This is a genomic window from Streptomyces sp. NPDC023541, assembly GCF_055559995.1.
The window spans coordinates 522,198-542,650 of sequence record NZ_JBVHJO010000005.1 but is presented as its reverse complement, the minus strand read 5'-3'; the positions used below and the strand labels follow the sequence as shown (position 1 = coordinate 542,650).

The 20,453-nt window shown below is 75.4% G+C and carries 16 protein-coding genes; all 16 read right to left on the bottom strand.

Going from position 1 to position 20,453, the window contains the following annotated elements; all coding sequences use genetic code 11:
* Window positions 1-1,066: 1,066 nt before the first annotated feature.
* The gene (locus tag ACZ3X1_RS16115) at window positions 1,067-1,639 is read right to left on the bottom strand and encodes a phage tail protein (protein ID WP_467280026.1); all 573 of its coding nucleotides are present in this window, start codon (window positions 1,637-1,639) and stop codon (window positions 1,067-1,069) included.
* Entirely contained in the window at window positions 1,636-3,621 is a 1,986-nt protein-coding gene (locus ACZ3X1_RS16110; protein WP_356814718.1) for a putative baseplate assembly protein, read from the bottom strand. The genes ACZ3X1_RS16115 and ACZ3X1_RS16110 overlap by 4 nt, the downstream gene beginning before the upstream one ends.
* Window positions 3,621-4,043 (bottom strand): GPW/gp25 family protein, encoded by a 423-nt coding sequence (locus ACZ3X1_RS16105; RefSeq protein WP_356814717.1) that lies wholly within the window; start codon window positions 4,041-4,043, stop codon window positions 3,621-3,623. Before ACZ3X1_RS16105 ends, ACZ3X1_RS16110 begins: the two co-directional genes overlap by 1 nt.
* The gene (locus ACZ3X1_RS16100) at window positions 4,043-4,360 is read right to left on the bottom strand and encodes a PAAR domain-containing protein (RefSeq protein WP_356814716.1); all 318 of its coding nucleotides are present in this window, start codon (window positions 4,358-4,360) and stop codon (window positions 4,043-4,045) included. Before ACZ3X1_RS16100 ends, ACZ3X1_RS16105 begins: the two co-directional genes overlap by 1 nt.
* A gap of 63 nt (window positions 4,361-4,423) precedes the next feature.
* Entirely contained in the window at window positions 4,424-6,241 is a 1,818-nt protein-coding gene (locus ACZ3X1_RS16095) for a VgrG-related protein (RefSeq protein ID WP_362632046.1), read from the bottom strand.
* Entirely contained in the window at window positions 6,238-6,963 is a 726-nt protein-coding gene (locus ACZ3X1_RS16090) for a CIS tube protein (RefSeq protein WP_030664132.1), read from the bottom strand. The genes ACZ3X1_RS16095 and ACZ3X1_RS16090 overlap by 4 nt, the downstream gene beginning before the upstream one ends.
* A gap of 81 nt (window positions 6,964-7,044) precedes the next feature.
* Window positions 7,045-7,470: a phage tail protein gene (locus ACZ3X1_RS16085; RefSeq protein WP_030831940.1), complete on the bottom strand. Its 426-nt coding sequence runs from the start codon at window positions 7,468-7,470 to the stop codon at window positions 7,045-7,047.
* A gap of 34 nt (window positions 7,471-7,504) precedes the next feature.
* A complete protein-coding gene (locus tag ACZ3X1_RS16080) occupies window positions 7,505-10,498 on the bottom strand; it encodes a hypothetical protein (protein WP_467280025.1) in 2,994 nt (997 codons plus the stop codon).
* A gap of 166 nt (window positions 10,499-10,664) precedes the next feature.
* Window positions 10,665-10,823, bottom strand: a complete 159-nt coding sequence (locus tag ACZ3X1_RS16075) for a DUF6760 family protein (protein WP_242707110.1) — start codon at window positions 10,821-10,823, stop codon at window positions 10,665-10,667.
* The gene (locus ACZ3X1_RS16070; protein ID WP_356815532.1) at window positions 10,820-11,317 is read right to left on the bottom strand and encodes a hypothetical protein; all 498 of its coding nucleotides are present in this window, start codon (window positions 11,315-11,317) and stop codon (window positions 10,820-10,822) included. Before ACZ3X1_RS16070 ends, ACZ3X1_RS16075 begins: the two co-directional genes overlap by 4 nt.
* Window positions 11,314-11,754: a phage tail protein gene (locus ACZ3X1_RS16065; RefSeq protein ID WP_030388073.1), complete on the bottom strand. Its 441-nt coding sequence runs from the start codon at window positions 11,752-11,754 to the stop codon at window positions 11,314-11,316. The genes ACZ3X1_RS16070 and ACZ3X1_RS16065 overlap by 4 nt, the downstream gene beginning before the upstream one ends.
* 68 nt (window positions 11,755-11,822) lie before the next feature.
* Window positions 11,823-13,388 (bottom strand): phage tail sheath family protein, encoded by a 1,566-nt coding sequence (locus tag ACZ3X1_RS16060; RefSeq protein ID WP_467280024.1) that lies wholly within the window; start codon window positions 13,386-13,388, stop codon window positions 11,823-11,825.
* A 171-nt stretch (window positions 13,389-13,559) separates the two neighbouring features.
* The gene (locus ACZ3X1_RS16055; RefSeq protein WP_467280055.1) at window positions 13,560-15,671 is read right to left on the bottom strand and encodes an ATP-binding protein; all 2,112 of its coding nucleotides are present in this window, start codon (window positions 15,669-15,671) and stop codon (window positions 13,560-13,562) included.
* 8 nt (window positions 15,672-15,679) lie between these two features.
* Window positions 15,680-16,384, bottom strand: coding sequence for a Pvc16 family protein (locus tag ACZ3X1_RS16050; RefSeq protein WP_356815534.1), 705 nt, complete (start codon window positions 16,382-16,384; stop codon window positions 15,680-15,682).
* Window positions 16,381-19,554 carry a hypothetical protein gene (locus tag ACZ3X1_RS16045; RefSeq protein WP_467280023.1) on the bottom strand — a complete coding sequence of 1,058 codons (3,174 nt, stop codon included), beginning with the start codon at window positions 19,552-19,554 and terminating at the stop codon, window positions 16,381-16,383. Before ACZ3X1_RS16045 ends, ACZ3X1_RS16050 begins: the two co-directional genes overlap by 4 nt.
* Before the next feature lie 168 nt (window positions 19,555-19,722).
* Window positions 19,723-20,388 (bottom strand): helix-turn-helix transcriptional regulator, encoded by a 666-nt coding sequence (locus ACZ3X1_RS16040; protein WP_356815541.1) that lies wholly within the window; start codon window positions 20,386-20,388, stop codon window positions 19,723-19,725.
* Window positions 20,389-20,453 lie beyond the last annotated feature (65 nt).

Here is a 20,453-nt window from a genome sequence, read left to right as displayed (position 1 = left end):
GCCCTGGGGGGTGTCCGCCCGCCGGGCGTCTTCCCGAGCCGACCCGTCCTGGGTCCGTCCGCTCCCGGCCGTGCCGACCTGAGAGGTGTCCTCTCGGGCCGTGTCCCCGCGGGGCGCGCCGCCCTGGGGGCTGCCCTCCTGGGCTCCGCCTCCACGAGGTGCGCCGCCTTGGGACGGACCGTCCTGGGGGGTGCCTGCCTGCGTCCGACCGCCGTGGGCCGTGCCACCGGTGGGCGAGCCGTTCCCGGCCGTGCCCTCCTGCGGCGCTGTGCCCCGAGGGGCGGCCCCGTGGACCCGCCCATCCCCCTGGGTCCCGCTGCGAGGCGTCCCGCTTCCGGCGGTGGTCTCCGCAGCCGTGCCGTCGCGGTCGTGCTGGCGGGTTGCCTCCTCGGCCGTGCCCTGTCGCGGAGTGCCCGCGCCAGGGGCGGCCCCCGGGGGCGTGCCACCCTGAAGGGTGCCGTCCCGGGTGGCCTCCTCGTCCCGTCCACCGTGGGCGGCGGCCCCCCGCGGGGCTGCGCCCGGCCGGGTGTCCTCTCCCGCCGTGCCGTGCTGGGGCGGCCGCCCGCTCCGGGCCGTCTCGCCCTGGAGGGTGGCCTCCCCGTCCCGTCCACCGTGGGCGGCCCCTTGCGGGACCGCCTGCGGGGCTGCGCCCGGCCGGGACGTGCCGCCCGGGCGCGTGTCCTCTCCAGCCGTCCCGTCCTGGGCCGTGCCGGCCTCACGGGCGGCACCGCGGGGCGTGCCTTCCCGGGTCCCACCGGGGCGTGTGCCGCCCTGGGCCGTGCCGCTCCGGGGGGCCTCCCGGGCGTCCCCCTCCTGGGGCAGGGCCCCGCCCGGCGGGCCTCCCTGGGACGTGTCCTCCTGGCGTGTTGTGGCCCACCAAGGGGTGGTCTCCCGGGCCGGGCCGTCCTGGCCCGTCTCGTCGTCGGGCGGGCCGCCCTGGGGCGTGCCTCCGGTACGGGGGGTGGGGCGGGCGGAGGACGACCAGTTGAGGTAGGCGCCGCAGTTGGTGCAGAAGTCGTCCGTCGGGGCGGTGGACGCCCCGCATGCGGGACACGTACGCATGCCGTCAGCTCCCTTCGGCCGCGGGCGGCCCGGGCAGGATCTCCACCCGGCAGGCCGTGTGGACGGGGCACAGGGTGCGGACGAGGGCGCGGACCCGGTCCGCGTCCACCTCGTACGCGGCGCCCCGGCCGCGCGGCCACACCCGTACGAGGACCTCGCCGGCCGGCGCCGGGGACGGTTCGCCGCCTGCCGTGCGGGACCAGACGGCCGTGCCGTCCCCGCTGACGTCGGCGGACACGCCGAGTACCAGGCACAGGGCTTCGACCAGGCCGCGCCGGGTGCCGCGCCACCGGTGCAGTTCCACCGCGCGGGCCACCGCCTCGCGCCGCAGTGCGGTCGGCCACTCGGGGTCGTCGGCGCCGCCCACCCAGGAGGCCAGCCAGGCCAGGAAGTCGGCCGGGGCAAGCCGGGGGTCGAAGTACGAGGGCAGGTTGTCGAGGGTGGTGAACACCGGGGCCAGGACGGTGTCCAGGCCGGCCGTGAACCGCTGGGCGAAGTCGTCGTCGGCGTACAGCGCGGGCAGTTGCCCGCCGATCGGGTGCCGGCTGGGAAGGCCGGGTACGGCGGCCCGGCTCATCCGTGCACCCCCGTCCCCGACTCGGGCTCGGTGACGACCACCTGGTGCTGGTAGGAGAAGACGAGCGTGCCCGCGCCGATGTCGATGCGGTCGACGGGGGCGCCGCGCCGTCCCGTGATCGGGTCGGCGGCGAACATGCGGATCTCCTCCACCAGGACGTCCCCGATGGCGCGTTGCAGTACGCCGAACACCTCGCCGTACTGCACGGGCCGGCCGAACGGCCAGCCGGTGCCGTCGGGCCCGCCGTGCAGCGGGTTGAGGTGCCGGTACAGCGCGGCGAGCGCCGCGTCGCGCACCCGGTCGGCGTCCGCGGCGGGTGCCGACAGCCGGGCGACGACGGTGACGCCCTGGTAGACGGGTGGTTCCACGACGAGGCTGGTGCCGATCAGGCGCCGTTCGTCGAGGGTGTCGGTGATCGCGGTGAGGACCTGGTCGGAGGGGATCAGCTGCTCGAAGCGGAGCCGGTCGCCCTCGTCGGCGACGGCGTCCGGCACCACCAGGACCCGTACCGAGCCGGCGCCGCGTCCGCCGTCCGGGGCCGGCAGGCAGCGGACGCGGCGCACGGAGGGCGCCGCCCGGCGGGCGATGATCTCGTAGTCCTCGGCGGTCACGGCGCGTTCCTGCATGCGCAGGGCCTCCGGGGCGCGCAGCTTGGCGTTGTCGATGGTCTCCCCGGCGACACCGCCGCGTGCCGCTTCCCGGTTGGTGACGCGGGCGACGTACGGGACGGAGCTGCGCAGTACGGAGATCGCGCCGCGCGAGACGTTGCCGGCCGGGCCGCCGCCCGTGCGGTAGCGGGCCACGCGGATCTGGGAGCCCTTGGGCGGTACGGCGCCGCAGGCGCGCAGGGTGCCGTCGGCCTCGCGCAGCACCGGCGGGAAGGCGAACTCGCCGGTGGTGGCGTCGACGCGGACGTGCCGGTCGTCGGGCCCGGAGCGGCCGAAGTGCTCGACGACGTCCCAGCGCTGCCAGCCCTCGGGGGAGGAGACCTCCACCACCGGGGGTTCCCCGTCGAGGAGTACGGGCGGGCGGCCGAGGCGGAAGCTCTGCCCGGCCACGCCCTCCGACGCGCCGAGCGGTACGTCGCTGACGCGCTCGGCGTGTTCCACGGTCATGGTGCCGCCGACGGTGAAGACGGCGGCTTCGCGGACGGTGGGGGACTCGGAGTAGAAGGGCTGGCCGGGCTCGGGCTCGGTGACCCGGCAGCGCAGCCAGCCGGCGCGGGTCCCGCCGATCACGGACGCGGTGTGCCCGGCGGGTACGTACACGATGATCTCACCGGGCCGGTTGAGGCCGCCGGTGCTGTCGGAGTCGGTGGCGCAGCGCTGCCAGCGGCCGCCGTCCCAGGCCTCCCACACCAGCGGGGGCTGGCGCGGGTCGACGCCGACACCCTCGACGCGGCTGTCCAGGCGTACCGCGACGACGCAGCGCGGCACGGCCGTCGGGAGGCCGAAGAGCAGGGCGTCGCCGGGTTCGGGTGTCGCCTGGAAGCACGGTATGTCGCGGCCTTCGGTGAGCGCGCCGGTGCGGTCGGCGGGTTCGCCGGCACGGGGCGCTGTGACCAGCCTCGTCAGTTCGCTGGGCAGGATCCGCAGGTCGTCGGTGGTGGCGAAGACGACGGCTTCCTCGGTGTCGCCGGCCGCGGTCGCGACCTCGGTCGTCACCTCGGTGCCCGCCGGCAGGGTGACGGTGTCGGGCTGGGGGGCGGACAGCCAGAAGTCGACGTCTGCGCAGGCGGCCGACGGCGGGTAGAGCTGGATGCCCAACAGGTCGAGGAAGGCCAGGTAGTTCTTGTCCGGGACCCGGTTGAGCCGGTACAGGAGCTGGTCGACGAGGTAGGCGAACGTCTCGATGAGGGTGACGCCCGGGTCGGAGACGTTGTGGTCGGTCCACTCCGGCGCGCGCTGCTGCACGTACCGCTTCGCCTCGTCGACGAGTTGCTGGAACCGTCGGTCGTCCAGGTTGGGGGAGGGCAGGGCCATCAGTCCGCGACCATTTCCTCGGCCCCCTCCTCGGAGGGGATCGTGTAGAAGGGGAAGACCAGGTTGCGCCGGTCGTTGGTGGTGCGCACGGTGTAGTGCACATCGATGTAGAGGGTGCCCGCGTCGACGGCGTCGAAGGCCACGACGACGTCGTCGACGGTGATCCTGGGCTCCCAGCGTTCCAGTGCCTCGCGGACCTGCTGGGCGACCCGGCCGGCGGTGTCGCCGTCGCCGGGGGCGAAGACGTATTCGTGGATGCCGCAGCCGAACTCGGGCCGCATGGGCCGCTCCCCGGGCGCCGTGCCCAGGACGAGGCGGATGGCCTCTTCCAGCTCGCGTTCGCGTTCGACCATGGCGATCCCGCCGGTCGGTCCGACGCGCAGCGGGAACGCCCAGCCGCGGCCGATGAACCGTTCGCTCATCACACGCCTCCGATCAGGACGTTCAGGGCGCCGGTGAGGACCTGCGCGCCGCATGCGGTCTGGTCGCGGGCCCGGGCGGCGGGCAGTCCGCCGATGAGTACCGTTCCCGCGGTGAGGGCGGCCGGGTTGGGGACGATCACGTTGGCCGGGCCGAGGGCGGCGTGCGGCGGGACCACGCACACGTGCAGGCTGCCCACGACGGCGGCGGGCCGGCCGCCGATCAGCACCGTGGCCACCGCCGCGGCGGCGCCGGGCGGCGGCGTGGCGAGCCGGCCACCGTGGTTGGTGGGGTCGCCGGTACGGGCTGCGGCTGGCATCGGGGGCTCCTCGGGGACGGCGGGTCGTGGTGCAAGGGGGCGTGCGGTACGGAACAAGGGGGCTCAGTTGATGCGGATGAGGCGGGCCTTGAGGACGGCGAGCAGGCCGCCGTTGACCGTGACGTCCGAGGTTCCGGACACCTTCACCGACCGGCCGCCGATGCTGACCCCGGCGGTGCCGTCGATGTCGACCTGGCGGCCGGACACCTTCACGGTGCCCTTGCGGGCGTCCAGCGTGATGCCGTTCTTGTCCATGAGGACGGAGGTCAGCGGCCGGCCCCGGCCCGCGTACACGGTGAGCTCGATGCGGTCCCGGCGGTCGTCCATGCGTACTTCGAGCCGCTCGTCCCCGGTCACCAGCCGCAGCCCGGAGGGCCCCGGCGCCGCCGCGTCCAGCAGTTCCACGCGGTGGCCGGAACGCGACACGATCGAGCGGCGGTTGACCTTTCCGCTGGTCCTGTCGACCAGCGGCACGTCGTGCGGCGAGGGCTGGTCCACACCGTTGTAGAGGCCGCCGATGACGTACGGGCTGTCGAGCAGGCCCTGCTCGAAGCCGACCAGCACCTCGTCGTTGACCTCGGGGCTGACCACACCGCCGCCGCCCTTGCCGCCCCACTGGACGGTGCGCACCCAGTCGCTGACGTAGGTGTCGTCCAGCCACGGGAACTTCAGCCGTACGGCGCCGCGTTCGGAGCCGTTCGGTTCGCGTACGTCCGTCACCACGCCGATCGCCAGGCCCGGGATGCGCGGTCCGCGCCCGGGTGCGTTGGCGCCGGTCACCAGGCCGGTCAGGGAGCGGTCCGGGCTGGCGCTGACCCACACGGTGGTGCGGAAGCCGCCGTGCGGCTCCAGGACGTGCTGGACGGCGGTGGCGGTGTACCGGCCGGAGAACGCCTGTCCGACGTTGCCGAGCGCTACCGGTTTGCCGGCCCGCAGCAGCGGGTTGCCCTCGGCGACCGCCTCCAGCTCGCCGAAGCCGGAGCTGATCTGGGCCGCGGCCGCCTTCGCGACCGCCGCCGTCTCGGCCTGCGTGCGGTAGGGGGTGTCGGTGACGGCCACGGCCGCCGCCCCGAAGCGTGCGGCGGTCTGCGGCCCGAGGCCCGGCACCACCGTGTCGCTGACCACGGACGGCTGCTCGGCGACCAGGGGCCGCTTCGTGGTCACGTCCCAGCCGCGCACCTGCACCTTCGAGGCGCCGTCGGCAGCCGTCAGCGCGGCCCGCAGGGCCAGGAGGTTGCGCCCGTACTCCAGGACCATCGGGTCGCGGACCGCCGACGTGGACGGGGCGGGCGCCCCCGAAGCCTTCACGGGCCGGGTGAACTGCAGGAGCCCCTTGTCGTCGACGCGCACCTGTGCGCCGCTCTCCCCGGCGAGGAACTGCAGGAAGTCCCAGTCGGAGACGTTCGCCTGGGACAGCTGCTTGTACGTGACCGGCGCGGCCTCCACCTTCCCGACGGCGAGTCCGGCTCCGGCGGCCACCTTGCGGACGATGGCGGCGGCGGTCATGTTCCGGTACGCCACGACCTTGCGGCCCCGCTGGAGGCGGTGCGCCTTGGAGTAGGCGCGTACGACGGTGAAGGAGCCGGTGCGGTCCCGGTCGATCTCCAGTGCCGTGACCTCGCCGTTGAACAGCCGTTCCCGTGACTGTCCCTTCACGGTCGCCACCGACACCCGCAGCGGGGTGCCGATGGTGATGCCGGTGGCGCGCAGGAACTCGTGGTCGGGGTCGCGGTAGGTGAGCACCGCGGTGTCGGGGAGGCCGACGTTCTCGTCGACCACACAGCTGACCAGCTGCGCCGCCCAGATCTGCGGCAGTTCGCCGGGGGCTTCCACGATGGGGTCGGCCGCGAACGACCGGCCCCCGGTCTCGGACCCGCTCACCGCTGCTCCTCCTCGCCGTGCTGGTCCCGCGTGCCCGGCACCACGATCTCGCTGCCGGGGACGAGGGCCATGGGGTCGTCTATGCCGTTGGCCTCGGCGATGACCCGCCAGGCCGTGGCGTCGCCGTATTCGCGCCAGGCCAGCATGGCCAGGCTGTCGCCCGCCACCACGGTGTGGGTGCTGCGGGCGGTGCGTGAGCCGGAGGTCGGGTTCTGGCCGGGCGGGTCGACGCTCGCCTCCTCGATGGAGAGCGAGCAGGTGGCCCGTAGCGGCTTTCCGTCCACGTCGAAGAGCGTGTACGACACCGACAGGTTCGACAGGACACCGTCGAACGAGGTCGTCCGTGCGCTGCCCCACTCGAAGCGCACCCACGGGCTCGCCGGCTTCTTGCGGCCGAGGCTGGCCGGGGTCGGCACGCACGCCTTCATCAGCTTCTCCACCGCCTGCTCCACCGAGTTGTCGTGGGTGGCGGTGGCGTCGAGGAACACTTCCAGGCTCAGGGTGCGCGGGCCGCTGCCCACGAACTCGGGCAGCGCCGACTGGCCCGCCATCCTGGACGGGGAGCGCCGCCATTCGGTGGTCTTGCCCAGTTGCAGGGTCGACGGGTTGAACTGCAGGTCGAGCCGGGCGATCGTCCCGCCGGGCTTGGCGCCGACCGAGGCCGGGGGCTCCTTGAGGGTGAGCTGGGCCCGGGCGCGGCTGGCGCGTGCCGAAGATGCCATGCCGTGGACTTCCTTCCGGGGCGGCGACGAACGGGACGAGGGGGGAGGGCGAGGGGGAGGCGGAGTCGGGACGTCGGGAGGTCAGGAGGGCAGCAGGCCCGCGTGGGCGATCTCCAGGGTCTCCACAGCCGCCGCGGAGTTGGCGGGATCGAAGGACGGCCCCTGCCAGCGCACCGGAACGATCCCGAAGACCTGCCAGCTGATGATCCGGCTCAGGTCGGGCCGCAGCGCCACGATCTCGCCGTCCTTCGGTTCGACCCGTCGCAGCGTCTCGTCGAGCCAGCGGGCGATCTTCGCCGTGTCGGCGGTGACGGGCCGGGTGAGGGTGATGTTCGACCAGGTCACGCGGCCGGGCAGCTGCCAGGTAAAGCCGTTGTTGCCGCCCTCGGCGTAGCTCTCCATCTCGACCTCGGCGCCCATGCCCGAGCAGGTGTGGAAGGCGCCCAGGTCGTTGCCGCCGATCGCCAGCCGGAAGAACACGCTTGTCGCGAAGATGTTGTCGGTCATCGGTCCGTCGTCCGTTCCTCGTTCGTACGTGATCTCAGCGGCGGCCGTCGAAGGGCCTGCCCGCGCGTTCCCGGCCTCGCCGCAACTCGGTGCGCAGGAGGCGGGCGACCGGGTCGAGCAGACGCCGTGCCAGGTCGTCCAGGTCGAGGTCGCCGCCGCCGTGGGGCGCGGCGTCTCGCGCGCCCTCGGGCCGGCGAGCCGCTGCGGCGGGGGTGGCCGGGACGGGACCGGCCCGGCCGGCCCGGCCCGTGTCGCGCTGTACGGGGGGTGGCGGGCCGCTCGGCGGCGGCGCGGGAACGGCCGGGCCCGGGACTGCGGCGGGGGCCGACGCCCTGGGCCGTACGACGGGCACCGGTCCGGCGCCCGCAGCGGCGGGGGCCGGCTGGACCACGAGCGGCGGTGTGTACGGGCCGGTCACGGGCAGGGGGGTCGCCGCCCTGGCGGGGGCCGCGGGCGACGGCGCGGGCGCCGGGCGCACGGGCTGTGCGGGGCGGGAAGCCACGCGAGCCGGGGCGCGCCCACCGTCGGCGGCACGCTGGATCTGCCGCGTCTGCCCGGTCTGCCCGGGTGCGGCGGTGGACGGGGCGGTGGACGGGGCGGACCAGCGCGCGGGGACCACGGGCCGGCCGGCCGGGCGGGAGCGGGGGGCGGAGGCCGGCGCGGCCCCCATGCCCGCCACGTCAAGGGTGCCCGGGGACAGGGGCCGGGCCGCCAGAAGCTGGAGGGCCCGGGGTGCGGTCGCGTCCGGCGCGACCGTCCCCCCGACGGCACGGGCGGCGACGAGCGGGACCGCGCCGGAACGCCGCGGTGTGGCGGCGGCCCGCTGGACGGGCGGACGCGCCCCCGCCGGCCCGCCGGTACGGGGCTGCGTGGCGGACGCGCCCGCCCCCAGCAGGGGCGCGTGCCCCCGGGACCCGGAGGAGGCGACGGACGCGGGTACGGCGGCACTCGCCGGCATCGACTGCAGGGGCGCCCCGAGACCGCTGCGCACGCGCGGCCCGGCCGCCGCCGGGCCGCTCGCGGCGGGCTCTGCCTGACGCTGCACGGTGGGCATGGCCGGAGCCGCCGCCGGCCCCGCGATCGGCTTCGACGGTGTCGCGGTGGGCGGCAGTTCGGTGAGCGGCGCGCCGAGCGGCGCCCGGGTGCGCACCGGCTTCTCGGCCGCCGGGCCGCTCGCGGCGGGCTCCGGCCGGCGCTGCACGGTCGGCATGGCCGGGCCCGGGATGGCCGGTCCGGGTCGCGACGGGATGGCTGTGGGCGGGAGTTCGGTGAGGGGTTCGCCGAGGGGTGCGCGGGTGGGCACCGGCTTCTCGGCCGCCGGGCCGGTCGCCGTGGGCTCTGCCCGGTGCTGCACGGGCGGCATGGCCGCAGCCGCCGGTTCCGGACCATTGGCCGCGGGCTCCGCTTGGCGCTGCAGGGTGGGCATGGCCGGACCAGGGGTGGCCGCCGTAGCGGGGATCGACGCTGTGACGGTGGGCGGCAGTTGGGTGAGGGGTTCGCCGAGGGGTGCACGGGTGCGCACCGGCTTCTCGGGCGCCGGGCCGCTCGCCGTGGGCTCTGCCCGGTGCTGCACGGTCGGCATGGCCGGTGTGGCCGTGGGCGGGAGTTCGCCGAGGGGCTCGGCGAGGGGCTCGCCGAGGGGTGCACGGGTCCGCACGCGCTGTACGGGCGCCTCCGGTGCGCCACCGGTGGGCGCGGCCGGGGCCGCCGGTGCCGGACCGGTGGCCGTGGGTTCTGCGTGGCGCTGCACCGTGGGCATGGCCGGAGCCGGAGCGGCCGCCGTGGGGGTCGACGGTGTGACCGTGGGTGCAAGGCCGGGGAGCTGCGTCTGGGGGAGTTCGGTCCGGCGCTGCACCGTGGGCACGGTCGGAGCCGGGGTCGACGGGAGGCCGGTGCCGAGCGGGGAGCGGGTCTGCGCACGCTGCACGGGCGCGCTCAGGGCGGCCTCCGGCGTGGCGGAGGGGCGCACGGCGGGCACGAGCCGTCGCGGCGTGGCAGGGACCCGCGCGGTGGTGAGTGCACGGCCGACGGGGCGCGGCCGGACCGCCGCGGTCGGCCCCTCGCCCGTACGGCCGGGCCGGGCGGCCCCAGGTGCGCCGGACCCGGACGTACGGGCGGCGGTGCGCTGGACGGGCGGGCCGGACACGGGCTCGGCGGATGCCCCGGGAACCACCGCGATGCGGCGGACCACCGGGAACTGCGCAGGCGAGGTCGTTGCACGGCCGGGCTCGGCAGGGGAGACGGAGGCCCGCTGTACGGCGGGCGCGGACGTCCCGAGCACCGTTGCGGAGTGCGTGGACGTGAGGCCCCGCGTCCCGGATCCGGAGCCGGAACCGCCCTGGGGCCGCTCGCGGGACGGTGTCACGGAGCTCGTCGCAGAAGCCTGCGTGCCCGGCTCGGCCGCGCCCGCGCCACCCCGGGCAGGGGCACGCGGGACGACCGGCTGTGGTGCTCGGTCGGCGCCGTGGGACGGCGCCACCGTGTTCGCCGCGGGCCCGGGCCCTGACGCGGGCCCGCGATCCGTCGTGCGCGGCGGAGACGCGCCCGCGTCGCCCCGGGTGACGGCACGCGAGACGACCGGACCCGGCGTGCCGGTGTTCGCGCCGCGGTCCGCGGACGGTGTCGGCCGTACGGCGTCCGGTGCGACCCCTGATCCCGATCCCGATCCTGATCCCGATCCGGACCCGGGCCTGGATGCGGACCGGCTCGGCGAGGCGGCGCCGGGCCGCGTGCGGCGCGCGATCTGCGGGGTGTCGCGTACGGGCCCGGCCTCGGGCACCGGCTCCGCGCCGGGCTCGGTGGGCAGCGCCCGCAGCAGCAGCGGGCCGCCGCCGCTGTGGGTGGGGCGGGCGGTGGCGGGGCGGGCGACCCCGCGTACGAGACCGGCCGGCGCGGACGGCAGCAGGGCGTGGGCGAGCCCCGTGTCGAACGACGGGTCGCGCCACGCGGCCAGGCCGGAGCGGAAGGCGAGCCCGTCGCTGACGCCCAGGGCCGCGCGCGACACGGTCAGCGGGGGCGGCGCGGTCATGCGCCAGCCGCCGTCCCAGTCGCCGGGCACGGCGACCGACGCAGACGCCGGGGCCGACGCAGACGCCGGCCCCGACGCAGACGCCGGCCCCGAGGAGGCCGGCGCCGTAGCCGCGGTGTCCGGCACGGCGGTGCGCCGACGCAGCCTGTCCCGCCATGCCATCTACTCAACCGCCTTCGTTCACACGGGTGTTGATCCGAGCTATCTCGGCGACCCAGTCCTGGCGCTCGCCGTGGGTCAGGTCGAGGATCTCGTCGCGCCGCCAGTGGAAGTGGTAGGCGATGTACGCGATCTCCTCCCGGAGCCGGGGGAGCGCGTACGTCACGATTCCCCCAGGCGCCCACCGGAGAGGTCGACCTCGAAGCCGCCGTCGCAGTGCGGGCAGGTGACCGCCGCGCGGGTGTGGCCCTCGCTGTTGACGCGCCGGTAGAAGTCCTGGAGGAACGCGACGTCGGTCGCGTACATCCGCTCGACGACCCCGGCGTGCACGTCGGTGATGGTGCCGAGCCGGGTGATCACCTGGCTCAGCAGCACCACGCTCAGGTACGCCGGGTTCTCCTTGACCCGCAGGTCGATCTGCGGGCGGAGCTCGTCTCGCGCGGTGGCCAGGCGCATCGCGCCGTGCCGGTGCACCGTGCCCGCCTCGTCCACGTACCCGCGCGGCAGCTCGAACTCGAACTCCGTGCGCAGCCCGTGGTCCTCGCGCGGGGCCGGAGCGGCGGCGGCCGGGGGTACCGCCGCCTGCTCCGGGGCCTGGGCGGGCGCCGTGACCTGGAGGATCTCCTCCAGGCTGCCCGCGGTCACGGTACGGCGCCTCATTCGACGATGATCTCCTCGAACACGATGGTCACGGACTCGGTGGCCGCGGCGGACTCGCCGGCCTTGAGGGAGGGGCCCTCCCACTTGGAGGCCCAGCCCTGCATCAGCTGGATGCGGCGGACGGTCGCGCCCGTGGAGTCCTTGATCTCGATCGTGAGGTTCTGCCGCGCGGTGTCGACGGCGCCGTTGTTGAGGGTCTCCTTGATCCACTTGGTGAACTCGCTGCTCTTGTCGAGTCCCCGGGTGATCGTGACCTCGCCCGCCTGGCGCGCGCCGGGCTGCTTGCGGATGATCTGCTTGCCCTCCGCGCTGACCTGGCGGACCTCGACGACCTCTTCCTCGACGGTCAGGCCGCTGATCTCCTGGATCGATTCGACCAGGTAGCCGCCGAGCTGCACGCCGAAGATATGGGTGGAAAGAGCATCGCCCTCTGCCATGACTGTCCTTCACCTTTCCTTGCTGCTGCTGGTGCTGTCGGTGCAGCCGGTGCCGCTGCCCCGGAGGGTCACTCGTCGACGAGGCTGGTGCTGTCGGAGAACTGGGCCAGCCGGAACACCACGAACTCGGCGGGCTTGACGGGCGAGACGCCGATCTCGCAGACCACGCGGCCCTGGTCGATGGACTCCTGCGGGTTGTTGTCCCGGTCGCACTTGACGTAGAACGCCTCCGCCGCCGTGCGGCCGAACAGCGCGCCGCGGCGCCACTCCTCGGTCAGGAACGCGGTGACGTTGCGCCGGATGCTGGACCAGAGCCGGTCGTCGTTCGGCTCGAAGACCACCCACTGGGTGCCCAGGAGGATGGACTCCTCCAGGTAGTTGAAGAGGCGGCGCACGTTCAGGTAGCGCCAGGCCGGGTCGGAGGAGAGGGTGCGCGCACCCCAGATCCGGATACCGCGGCCGGGGAAGGCCCGTACGCAGTTCACACCGATCGGGTTGAGCAGGTCCTGCTCACCCTTGCTCAGGCGCAGTTCCAGGTCCACCGCGCCGCGGATCACCTCGTTGGCGGGCGCCTTGTGCACTCCGCGTTCGGCGTCGCTGCGCGCCCACACGCCGGCGATGTGGCCGCTCGGCGGGACCGTCGTGTTGCGGCCGGCGGCCGGGTCGAAGACCCGCACCCACGGGTAGTAGAGGGTGGCGTAGCGGGAGTCGTAACCCGCCTCGTCGTTGCGCCAGGTGCGCACCTGCTGTGCCGAGAGGCCGGGCGGGGTGTCCAGGACGGCCACCCGGTCACCCATCTGCTCGCAGTGGGAGATCACCGCGAGCTGTACGGTGCGCACGCCCTCGGCGTCGATGTCGCCGCGCTCGTAGGCGCTCATCAGGTCCGGGACCGCGACCATGGTGATCTCGTCGATGGTCTCCAGGCCGGCGAAGCCGGTGCGGGCGCCCGCGTCGCCGACGTACTCGGCCGGGTTGAGCCGGGACACGGTGCCGTTCGCGGTCGCGGCGGGCACGGAGGCCGGGGCGTCGGGCAGGGCCACGGTCTGGCCCGCGGGGCGGGTCTGGGCGGCGGACCGCTGCTCGGTGACCTCGATCAGCTTCGAGGCGCGCGCCTGGGTGACGAGGTAGCCCTTGACGTTCTTGCGGGCGGAGACCTCGAAGGTCTCGGCGACCTGCTCGCCCTGGCGGACCAGGAGCTTGAAGCGGTCCTCGGGCGGGTTCTCCCCGTCCGCGTCGGCGATCTCCACGCTCACGCCGGTGGTGCCCGGCCGCGCCGTGATCAGGAAACCGCCGAGCTCGACGGGCTCCGCGGCGCGGGGCTGGGGGACCGATCCCGCGGCGGCCGGTGCGGCGGAGGCGTCGTCGCGGTCGGATCCGCCGATGCGGACGACGTACGCGGCGCCGCCGCCGTTGGCGAAGTAGCCGTAGACGGCGTGGGGCAGGTAGGTGCCCTCGGTGAAGCCGCCGAAGTGCTGGGAGTACTGGTCCCAGCTGGTGACCAGCGTCGGTTCGTGGAAGGGCCCGCTCTGGGCGAACCCGACGAACGCGGCGACGGCGGTGCCGACCCCTTCGATCGGGCGAGCACCGGACTGCACCTCCTCCACGTACACGCCCGGGGTGAGGTACGTCGGCATGCTCGCTCCTTCGTCACGGCTTTGCAATCAGGTCTGGTCACAGCCTCGTGCGCGGGCGCCCCCGTCGGCAGGGGCGTGCGGACCTGGCCAGGGGCAAGTGCGCTGCCCTCGCGGTCGTTCGCGCCGGACCGTCCAGGCAGCGCGCACGCCCCGCACGCCCCCGTACGCGGCTCACACGTCCGTGACCTGGCCGAGGTACGGTCCGAACTCGCCCTCCAGGACCAGGCGTCCGAGCTTGCGGTACTCCTGGGCGACGGCGGTCACCACCTGGCGCATGGCCAGCGCTCCGCCCGCAGCGGCCGCGGAGTAGGCGGCCGTCACCGCGCAGGACCGGATCGAGCCGCCGGCCAGTTCGAACCGGTCGGCGCAGAACTTGAGATCGACGTCGTCGGCCCGGGGCAGCCGGTCGCCCAGGCAGCGTTCCCACAGGGCCCGGCGCTGGGCGGCGTCGGGCACCGGGAAGTCCGCGATCACGTCGAGGCGGCGGGTGAACGCCTCGTCGAGGTTGGCCCGCAGGTTGGTCGTCAGGATGGCGATGCCGTCGAAGGACTCCATCCGCTGGAGCAGGTAGGCCGACTCCATGTTGGCGTGCTTGTCGTGGGAGTCCTTCACGTCCGAGCGCTTTCCGAAGATCGCGTCGGCCTCGTCGAAGAGGAGCACCGCGTTGACGGCCGACGCCTCCGTGAAGATCCGTTCCAGGTTCTTCTCGGTCTCGCCGACGTACTTGTCGACGACCGTGGACAGGTCCACCACGTACAGGTCCATGCCCAGGTCGGCGGCCACCACCTCGGCGGACATGGTCTTGCCGGTGCCGGAGGAGCCCGCGAACAGGGCGATCACCCCGCGTCCGCGGCCGCCGCCGGGGCGCATGCCCCACTGGCCGAGCACCTGGTCGCGGTGGCGTGCGCGCACCGCGAGTTCGCGCAGCCGGCGGTGGGTGGGGGCGGGCAGTACCAGGTCGTCCCAGCCCACGGCGGGCTCCACCCGGCGTGCGAGGCGGGCCAGGCCCGCGCCGTTCTGGGCCCGTACGGCGGCACGCAGGTCGGCGGGGGAGACGGGACGGCCGTCGAGCGCGGCGGTGCGCGACGCGGTGTCGGCGGCGCGCCGCAGCTGCCCGGCGTCGAGGCGGTGCGCGGACACGGACCGGGCGAGGGCTTCGACCTCGTCGGCCCCGCCCGTCTCGCCGTGCTCGACCGCGGCGCGTTCCAGGGCGTGCCGCCAGCGCACGGCCTGCCGGTCGGGGGAGGGGGCCGTCACCGTCAGGGAGACGGGGGTGGCGGCCGCCCAGGCGGGCTCCCAGCCGCTGGTGCCGTGCGTGAACAGGGGGATGCCGCGCAGCACCGTGCACAGCGTGCGCAGCACGTGGGCGCGCTCGTCGGGCTTGTCGGGCAGGTCCTCCAGCGGCCCGAGCAGCACTCCGGCGCCCACCAGCCGGGCTTCGCGGGCCGCTGCGCGGGCGAGTGCGGGCAGGGCGCGGGCGTGGTGGGCAAGCGCCGAAGGGTTCAGGACCAGGGGGCGCAGCCCGCGGGCCCGCAGGGCGGCGGCGGCCAGGCCCTCGGGGTCGCCGCCGCGGGTGCGCAGGTGTACGTGGCCGGTGCCGCTCAGGGCCGCGGCGGCGGCCCGGTACAGCTCGTCGGGGTCGACGGCCGGGTCGTCGGCGGCTTCGCCGAGCACCTCGGCCAGCTGCGGATCGGGCACCGCGTCGCCGAGCAGGTGGGCGGTGACCCGGTCCGGTACGGCCAGCACCCGTGACAGGGGCGGCCGCTCGGGTTCCGTGACCTCCAGCAGGCCGCCCGCGACGAGCGGTGCGCCGGGGGCGAGCCGGAAGCGTGCGGCGGCGACCCGGCCGCGGCCGCAGAGTTCGAGGGCGAGCCCGACGGTGGGCCGGCGGCGCGTCAGGTCGTCGTTGAGGTAGCCGTAGAGCCGTTCGAACCGGGCGTCCAGGTCCGGGGCGAGCGCGACCAGGAGCAGGTCCACGTCCAGCGGCTCCAGGCCGAAGCGCGTGACGAGGACGCCGAGCGGTGAGCCGGGCGGCGGCGGGCCGGCCGGGGCGAGCGCGGGCAGGTCCGGGGCGGCTTTCCCGTCCAGGATTCGGGCGGCCGCCTCGGGCGTGAAGTACTGGCCCCGGTAGGGGTCGTCCGGGTCGGGGTCGACGGCGCGCCGCAGGTCCACGGCCAGCCGGACCCGTTCCTCGACGAGCCGGAGCCGTGCCCACAGGTGGGGGACCTCGCCGTCGGAGGCCCGCTCGGGGCCCGGCGCGGGCGCGGGGGCCGGGGGCTGCAGGGTGTGCGTCACGGCTGGCGTTCTCCTCGTCGCCGGCGGGCGGGGGCCTTGGGCCGTTCGCGGGACCCGCCGAAGCCTTCCGGCCCCGGTGCGGCCAGCTCGACGTAGCGCAGCCGGCGCGGCCTCCCGTCGCCGTCCGGCCCGGCCTGCGGTACGGAGTCCACCACGAGGCCCTGGGTGACCGGCGGGGCGGTGGTCTTGCCGATGCCGGCCAGCGGGGCCTTCACACGCAGCCCGAGGGACGGCTTGAGTTCGCCGCCCAGCGCCGACCACACGTCGGAGGCGGCCGGCGCGTCCATTCCGGTGCCGCCCGCGTCCACGTCCACGAGCAGGCCGAGGTCGGCGAGCGTGCCGGTGAGCAGGCGCGGCGGCAGCGTGTCGGTGTTCACCAGGCAGGAGAGCACCTGCGACAGCAGCCGGTGCTCGTCCTGTGGCCTGCCCGCCCAGGCGGTGACCAGGTACGTCAGCTCGAACCAGCGCGGCGGGGTGCGGCGCGCGACGACGAAGCCGTCCGCGTCGTACACCTCGCCCGCGCCGCTGCCGCGCCGGGTCGGGTCCTCCCGGATGTCGTACAGGAACACGCAGACGGTGGGCGCGCTGCGGCGGGCCGCCCAGTCCCGGGTCGGCGCGTCGAAGACGACCTCGACGCCCGACGCCTCCAGGCCGGACTCCGCCAGCAGCCGCCGGAGCCCTTCGTCGACCTCGTGGATCACCGGCGGGCCACCTCGTCGGGCGGCTGCACCGTGCCGTTGACCACGAGGAAGTCGGTCTGCACCGGGGAGAAGCCGGGGCCGCTCGCCGTGATGGTGCGCGGGCCGGTCTGGTCCTTGGCGAGGATCAGCAGCTGGCCGATGAACGTGCCGTCGGCCTGCGGGTGGGTCGGCGCCGCCGCGGCGGTGATGCCCGGCTTCCACGCGAACCGAACCGGCGCGCCGGGCGGGAAGTCCTCGCCGCGTACCGAGGTGACGAAGCCGGGCCTGCCGATCGCCGGGACGGCGACGATGCGCGGCTGGAGGACGCGCAGCTGCTGCTGGGCGGTGTTGTCGCCGGGGTCGGCGTCCGTGCCGCTGGTGGTGAGGGTCGCGGTGACCTGGGCGGTGAGCGCCTTGTCGGGGCTCAGGACGATCCGCAGGACGCTGCGGGCGCCCGGCGCCAGGTCCGGCAGTGCGCACGTCCAGTTCTGGTCGCAGCCCGGCGGCGGCCCGTCGTGGGGGACGCCCTGGGGCAGGCCGATGCGCAGCCGCAGGCCGGTGGCCAGGGCGCTCCGGCCGTTGGCGACGGTGTAGGTGACGACGACGCGGCCGCCGACGTAGCCGGGGTTCGGCTGCGCGGTGATGCTCACCCCGGGACCTGCCTGGGGCGCGGGCGGCTGCGGCGGTGCGGGCGGAGGCGTCGGGGCCGGGGGCGGCGCCGGTGTCGGTGTCGGGGTGGGCGTCGGCGTCGGCGTGGGGGGTACGGGGGTCTCCCGCACCGGCACCACGGTCCGGCCGGCGTTGTCGCTGGGGCGGGGGTCGAGGACGGTGCCGGTGACCGACCACTCCACGGGCTGGTCGCCGGGGGTGACGCCGGTGAGGGTGACCGAAACCGGGACGGTGGTGCCGGGGCGCACCACGCCCAGGGTGCAGGTCAGGGCCGCGGCGTCGCAGGTGGCGCCGGGTGCCGTGAGCGCGGTGACGCTCACGCCGAGCGGGGGTGCGACGGTCAGCCGGGTGCCGGGGGAGGCCGCCGGGCCGTGGTTGACGACGTCCACCCGGACGGTGGCCGAGCCGCCGACGGTGAGCGGCGGGGTCTTCTCGGGTGCCCTTACCGCGAGGTCCACCGACTGCTGCACGGTGGGCTCCTTCTGACGACCCGGCAGGCCGGTGACGAGCAGGTTGTGGGCGCCGGTCGCCACGTCCACCAGCTTCAGCTTCTCCGGGCTGTTGACGGCCCGGGAGCCGCGGCCGGTGAGCACCAGGCTCCTGCCGTCGGCGGTCCAGGCGGCGTCACGGGGCTGGAAGGGACCGGAGCCGGTGGTCTCGGGCAGTTCGCGGCCGCAGGCCCCCGGCTTGTCGCGGGCGGCGTCGGGCAGCAGGACCCGGCAGGCGCCGCCGGCCGCGGAGGCCAGCAGGATGCCGCTGCGCTCGTCGACGCGGCCGCCGCCGTTCTTGCGGTTGAAGGCGATGGTGGCGCCGTCCGGGGAGAACGCCGGGCTGTCGTCGATGACGTCGCAGGCGCCGGGGCACATGGTGGCGCTCAGGTCGCGCTGCCGGTCCAGGTGGTCCACGGGCACGGTCCAGACGTGCTTGTTGCCGCCGTGGCCGTTGATCACCAGGTTGCGGGTGAAGGCGAGCGTGGTGCCGTCGGAGGACCAGGTGGGCTGGGCGTCGCCGCCGCCGGGCAGGTCCGGGGGCGGGGTGATCCCACCGCGGATCGCGCCGGTGGCGGCGTCGGCGATCAGGATGCGCCCGGGGCCTGCTGCCTGGCCGGCGCCGCCGGGCGAGGTACGCGTGAAGGCGAGGTACCTGCCGTCGGGCGAGAACGTGGGGTCGGTGTCCCAGTCCCTGGGGCCGCGGCCGGCGAGCGGCAGGGGCGATGCGTCGGTTCCGTCGGCGTCCGCCGTCCAGATCCGCTGGATCCGGGAGCCGGGCCTGCCCTCGAAGCGGGTGACCACGATCCTGCGCCCGTCGGGCGTGTAGCTCTGCCGCTCCGTCCACGGGTCGTGGTCGGGGCCGGGCTGGAACAGCGGGTCCTTGGCCGGGTCGGTGTTGGTGTCGGCCGCCGGGTCCTCGTCGAGGATGGTCAGGCCCAGGTCGCGGGGGTCGGAGCCGTCCGTCCGGGCGTCCTGCAGGGTCACGGTGTGCGGGCCGGCCGCCGAGATCCGTTCGACGACGGCGCCGCCGCCCTTGAGGGGGCCGAGCCAGGTGGGCGAGCCGATCTCGCGGTCCTCGCTGTAGACGAGCTGCGGGGTGTCCGCCGAGTGCGCGGGCACCTGGAAGACGTGGTCCCAGTCGCCCTTGCATTCGCAGGTGCGGTCCGGGCTGAGGAAGAGCAGGCCGTTCCCGTCGGGCAGCCAGGCTGCCCCCCGGGTACGCCAGCCGGCCTGGGCGCCGGCCAGCAACTGCCCGTCGGCGCGGCCGTTCGTCCACCGCAGGCGGGGCCCGGAGGCCCCGGTGGCGGTGTAGGCGATCACGTCGCGGTTCGCGGCGTCGTCCACCGGGTTCCACACCGGCTCGGTGGCCGGGCCGTTGGCCGGGTCGGTGAGCCGGGTGGCGGCGCCGCCGCGCAGGGGGCGTACGTAGACCTGCCGGCCGGCGGCCGGGTCGCCGTCGGAGGAGTACGCCAGGCGTCCGCCCTCCGGGGAGACGGTGGGGTGATCCTCGTTCGCGGGAGTGTCGGTCAGCCTGGTCAGGCCGGTGCCGTCGGTGCGCACGAGCCACAGGTCGCGCTGGACGCCTCCGGTCGTGGCGCGCTGGGCCGAGTCGAAGACGACCGACCGCCCGTCGGGGGTCAGCCGCGGGTTGCCCGCGTCCATGCCGCTGGTCAGCCGGCGTACCGAGCCGTCGGCGGACCTCAGGTAGACCTGCGGGGTCTTCTCGTCGCGCCGGCCGGCGAAGACGAGCTGGTCGCCCAGGGCCGCGGGCTGGACGTCGAGGTGGACCGGTCCGTCACCGAAGAGCGGGGTGCTGGTGTCGGACCTGCCGCTCGCCACCCGCCCCAGGCTGCGGTGGCGCGTACCGGCGTACGCGACCCGGCTGTCGCCCGCGTCGGCCGCGAGGGGCCGCGCCCCGGTGTCGCCCGGTCCGGCGGCCGCCGTCACCGCGAGCAAGGGCGCCAGCAGCAGCATCGACGCGCCGGCCCTCCCCCAGCGGTGTCGCCGACTGCCGGACCCATCCGTGCCCATCACGGCCCACCTCACAGTCCGGTCCAGCATGCTGCCTGTCACCCCGCCACCCTGCGGCCGGGACCGGCCGGTGCGGCAGGGCCGCGGGGCCGGATGCGGGGGAAGCGTGCGTTGCGCTTTCGGGCAGTGGCGGGCGGCCGTCCCCGCCCGCCACCGTCCGTCCGGGCGTCAGATCAGCCCGTTGCGCAGGGCGTAGCCGACCGCGTGCGTCCGGTTGCGCAGCTGCAGGCGCGTGATGACCTCGTGCAGGACGTTCTTGACGGTCCGTTCGGAGTACGAGGTCTTGCGCGCTATCTCCGCGGTGTCCAGGCCCTCCGACACCAGGCGCAGCATGTCCGCCTCGCGGGAGGTCAGGGTGGACAGGGACACGGAGCGCGGATCGAGCGCCGAACGCTGCAGGCTGCCCATGTGGTCGAGGAGCTTGGCGAGGAGGTCACCGGGCAGGACGCCCTCGCCGTTCGCTATCGCCAGGACCAGCCGCAGCAGCCGGTCCTGGTCGGCCTCGGCGCGCCGCAGCACCGCGCTGACCCCGCATTCGATGGCGCGCTGCAGGGCGTCCCCGGATGCGAAGGTGCCGACCACGAGCCCGGTGCGCGTGCCGGGGTTGTGCCGCAGCCGGTACAGCAGTGCGGCGGTCTCGTCGTCCACGCTGTCCACGGTCACCAGCGACACCTGCGCGGCGTCGGCGTCCGTGTCGGGGACGAGTTCGATCTCGGGGCGTTGGCGCAGCTGGTGGACGACCCCGACGCGCAGGATCGGGTCCGACGCGTACACGGCCACGGTCACCCGTCGGCCGGTTCTGCGGGGAGGGGCCGGGCTGGGGGGCTGGGACATGCCGGTGTGGGACGTGAGGACGGGGCTGTTGGTGTCAGCGCAGCGCATGTGTCGTACCTGTTCCG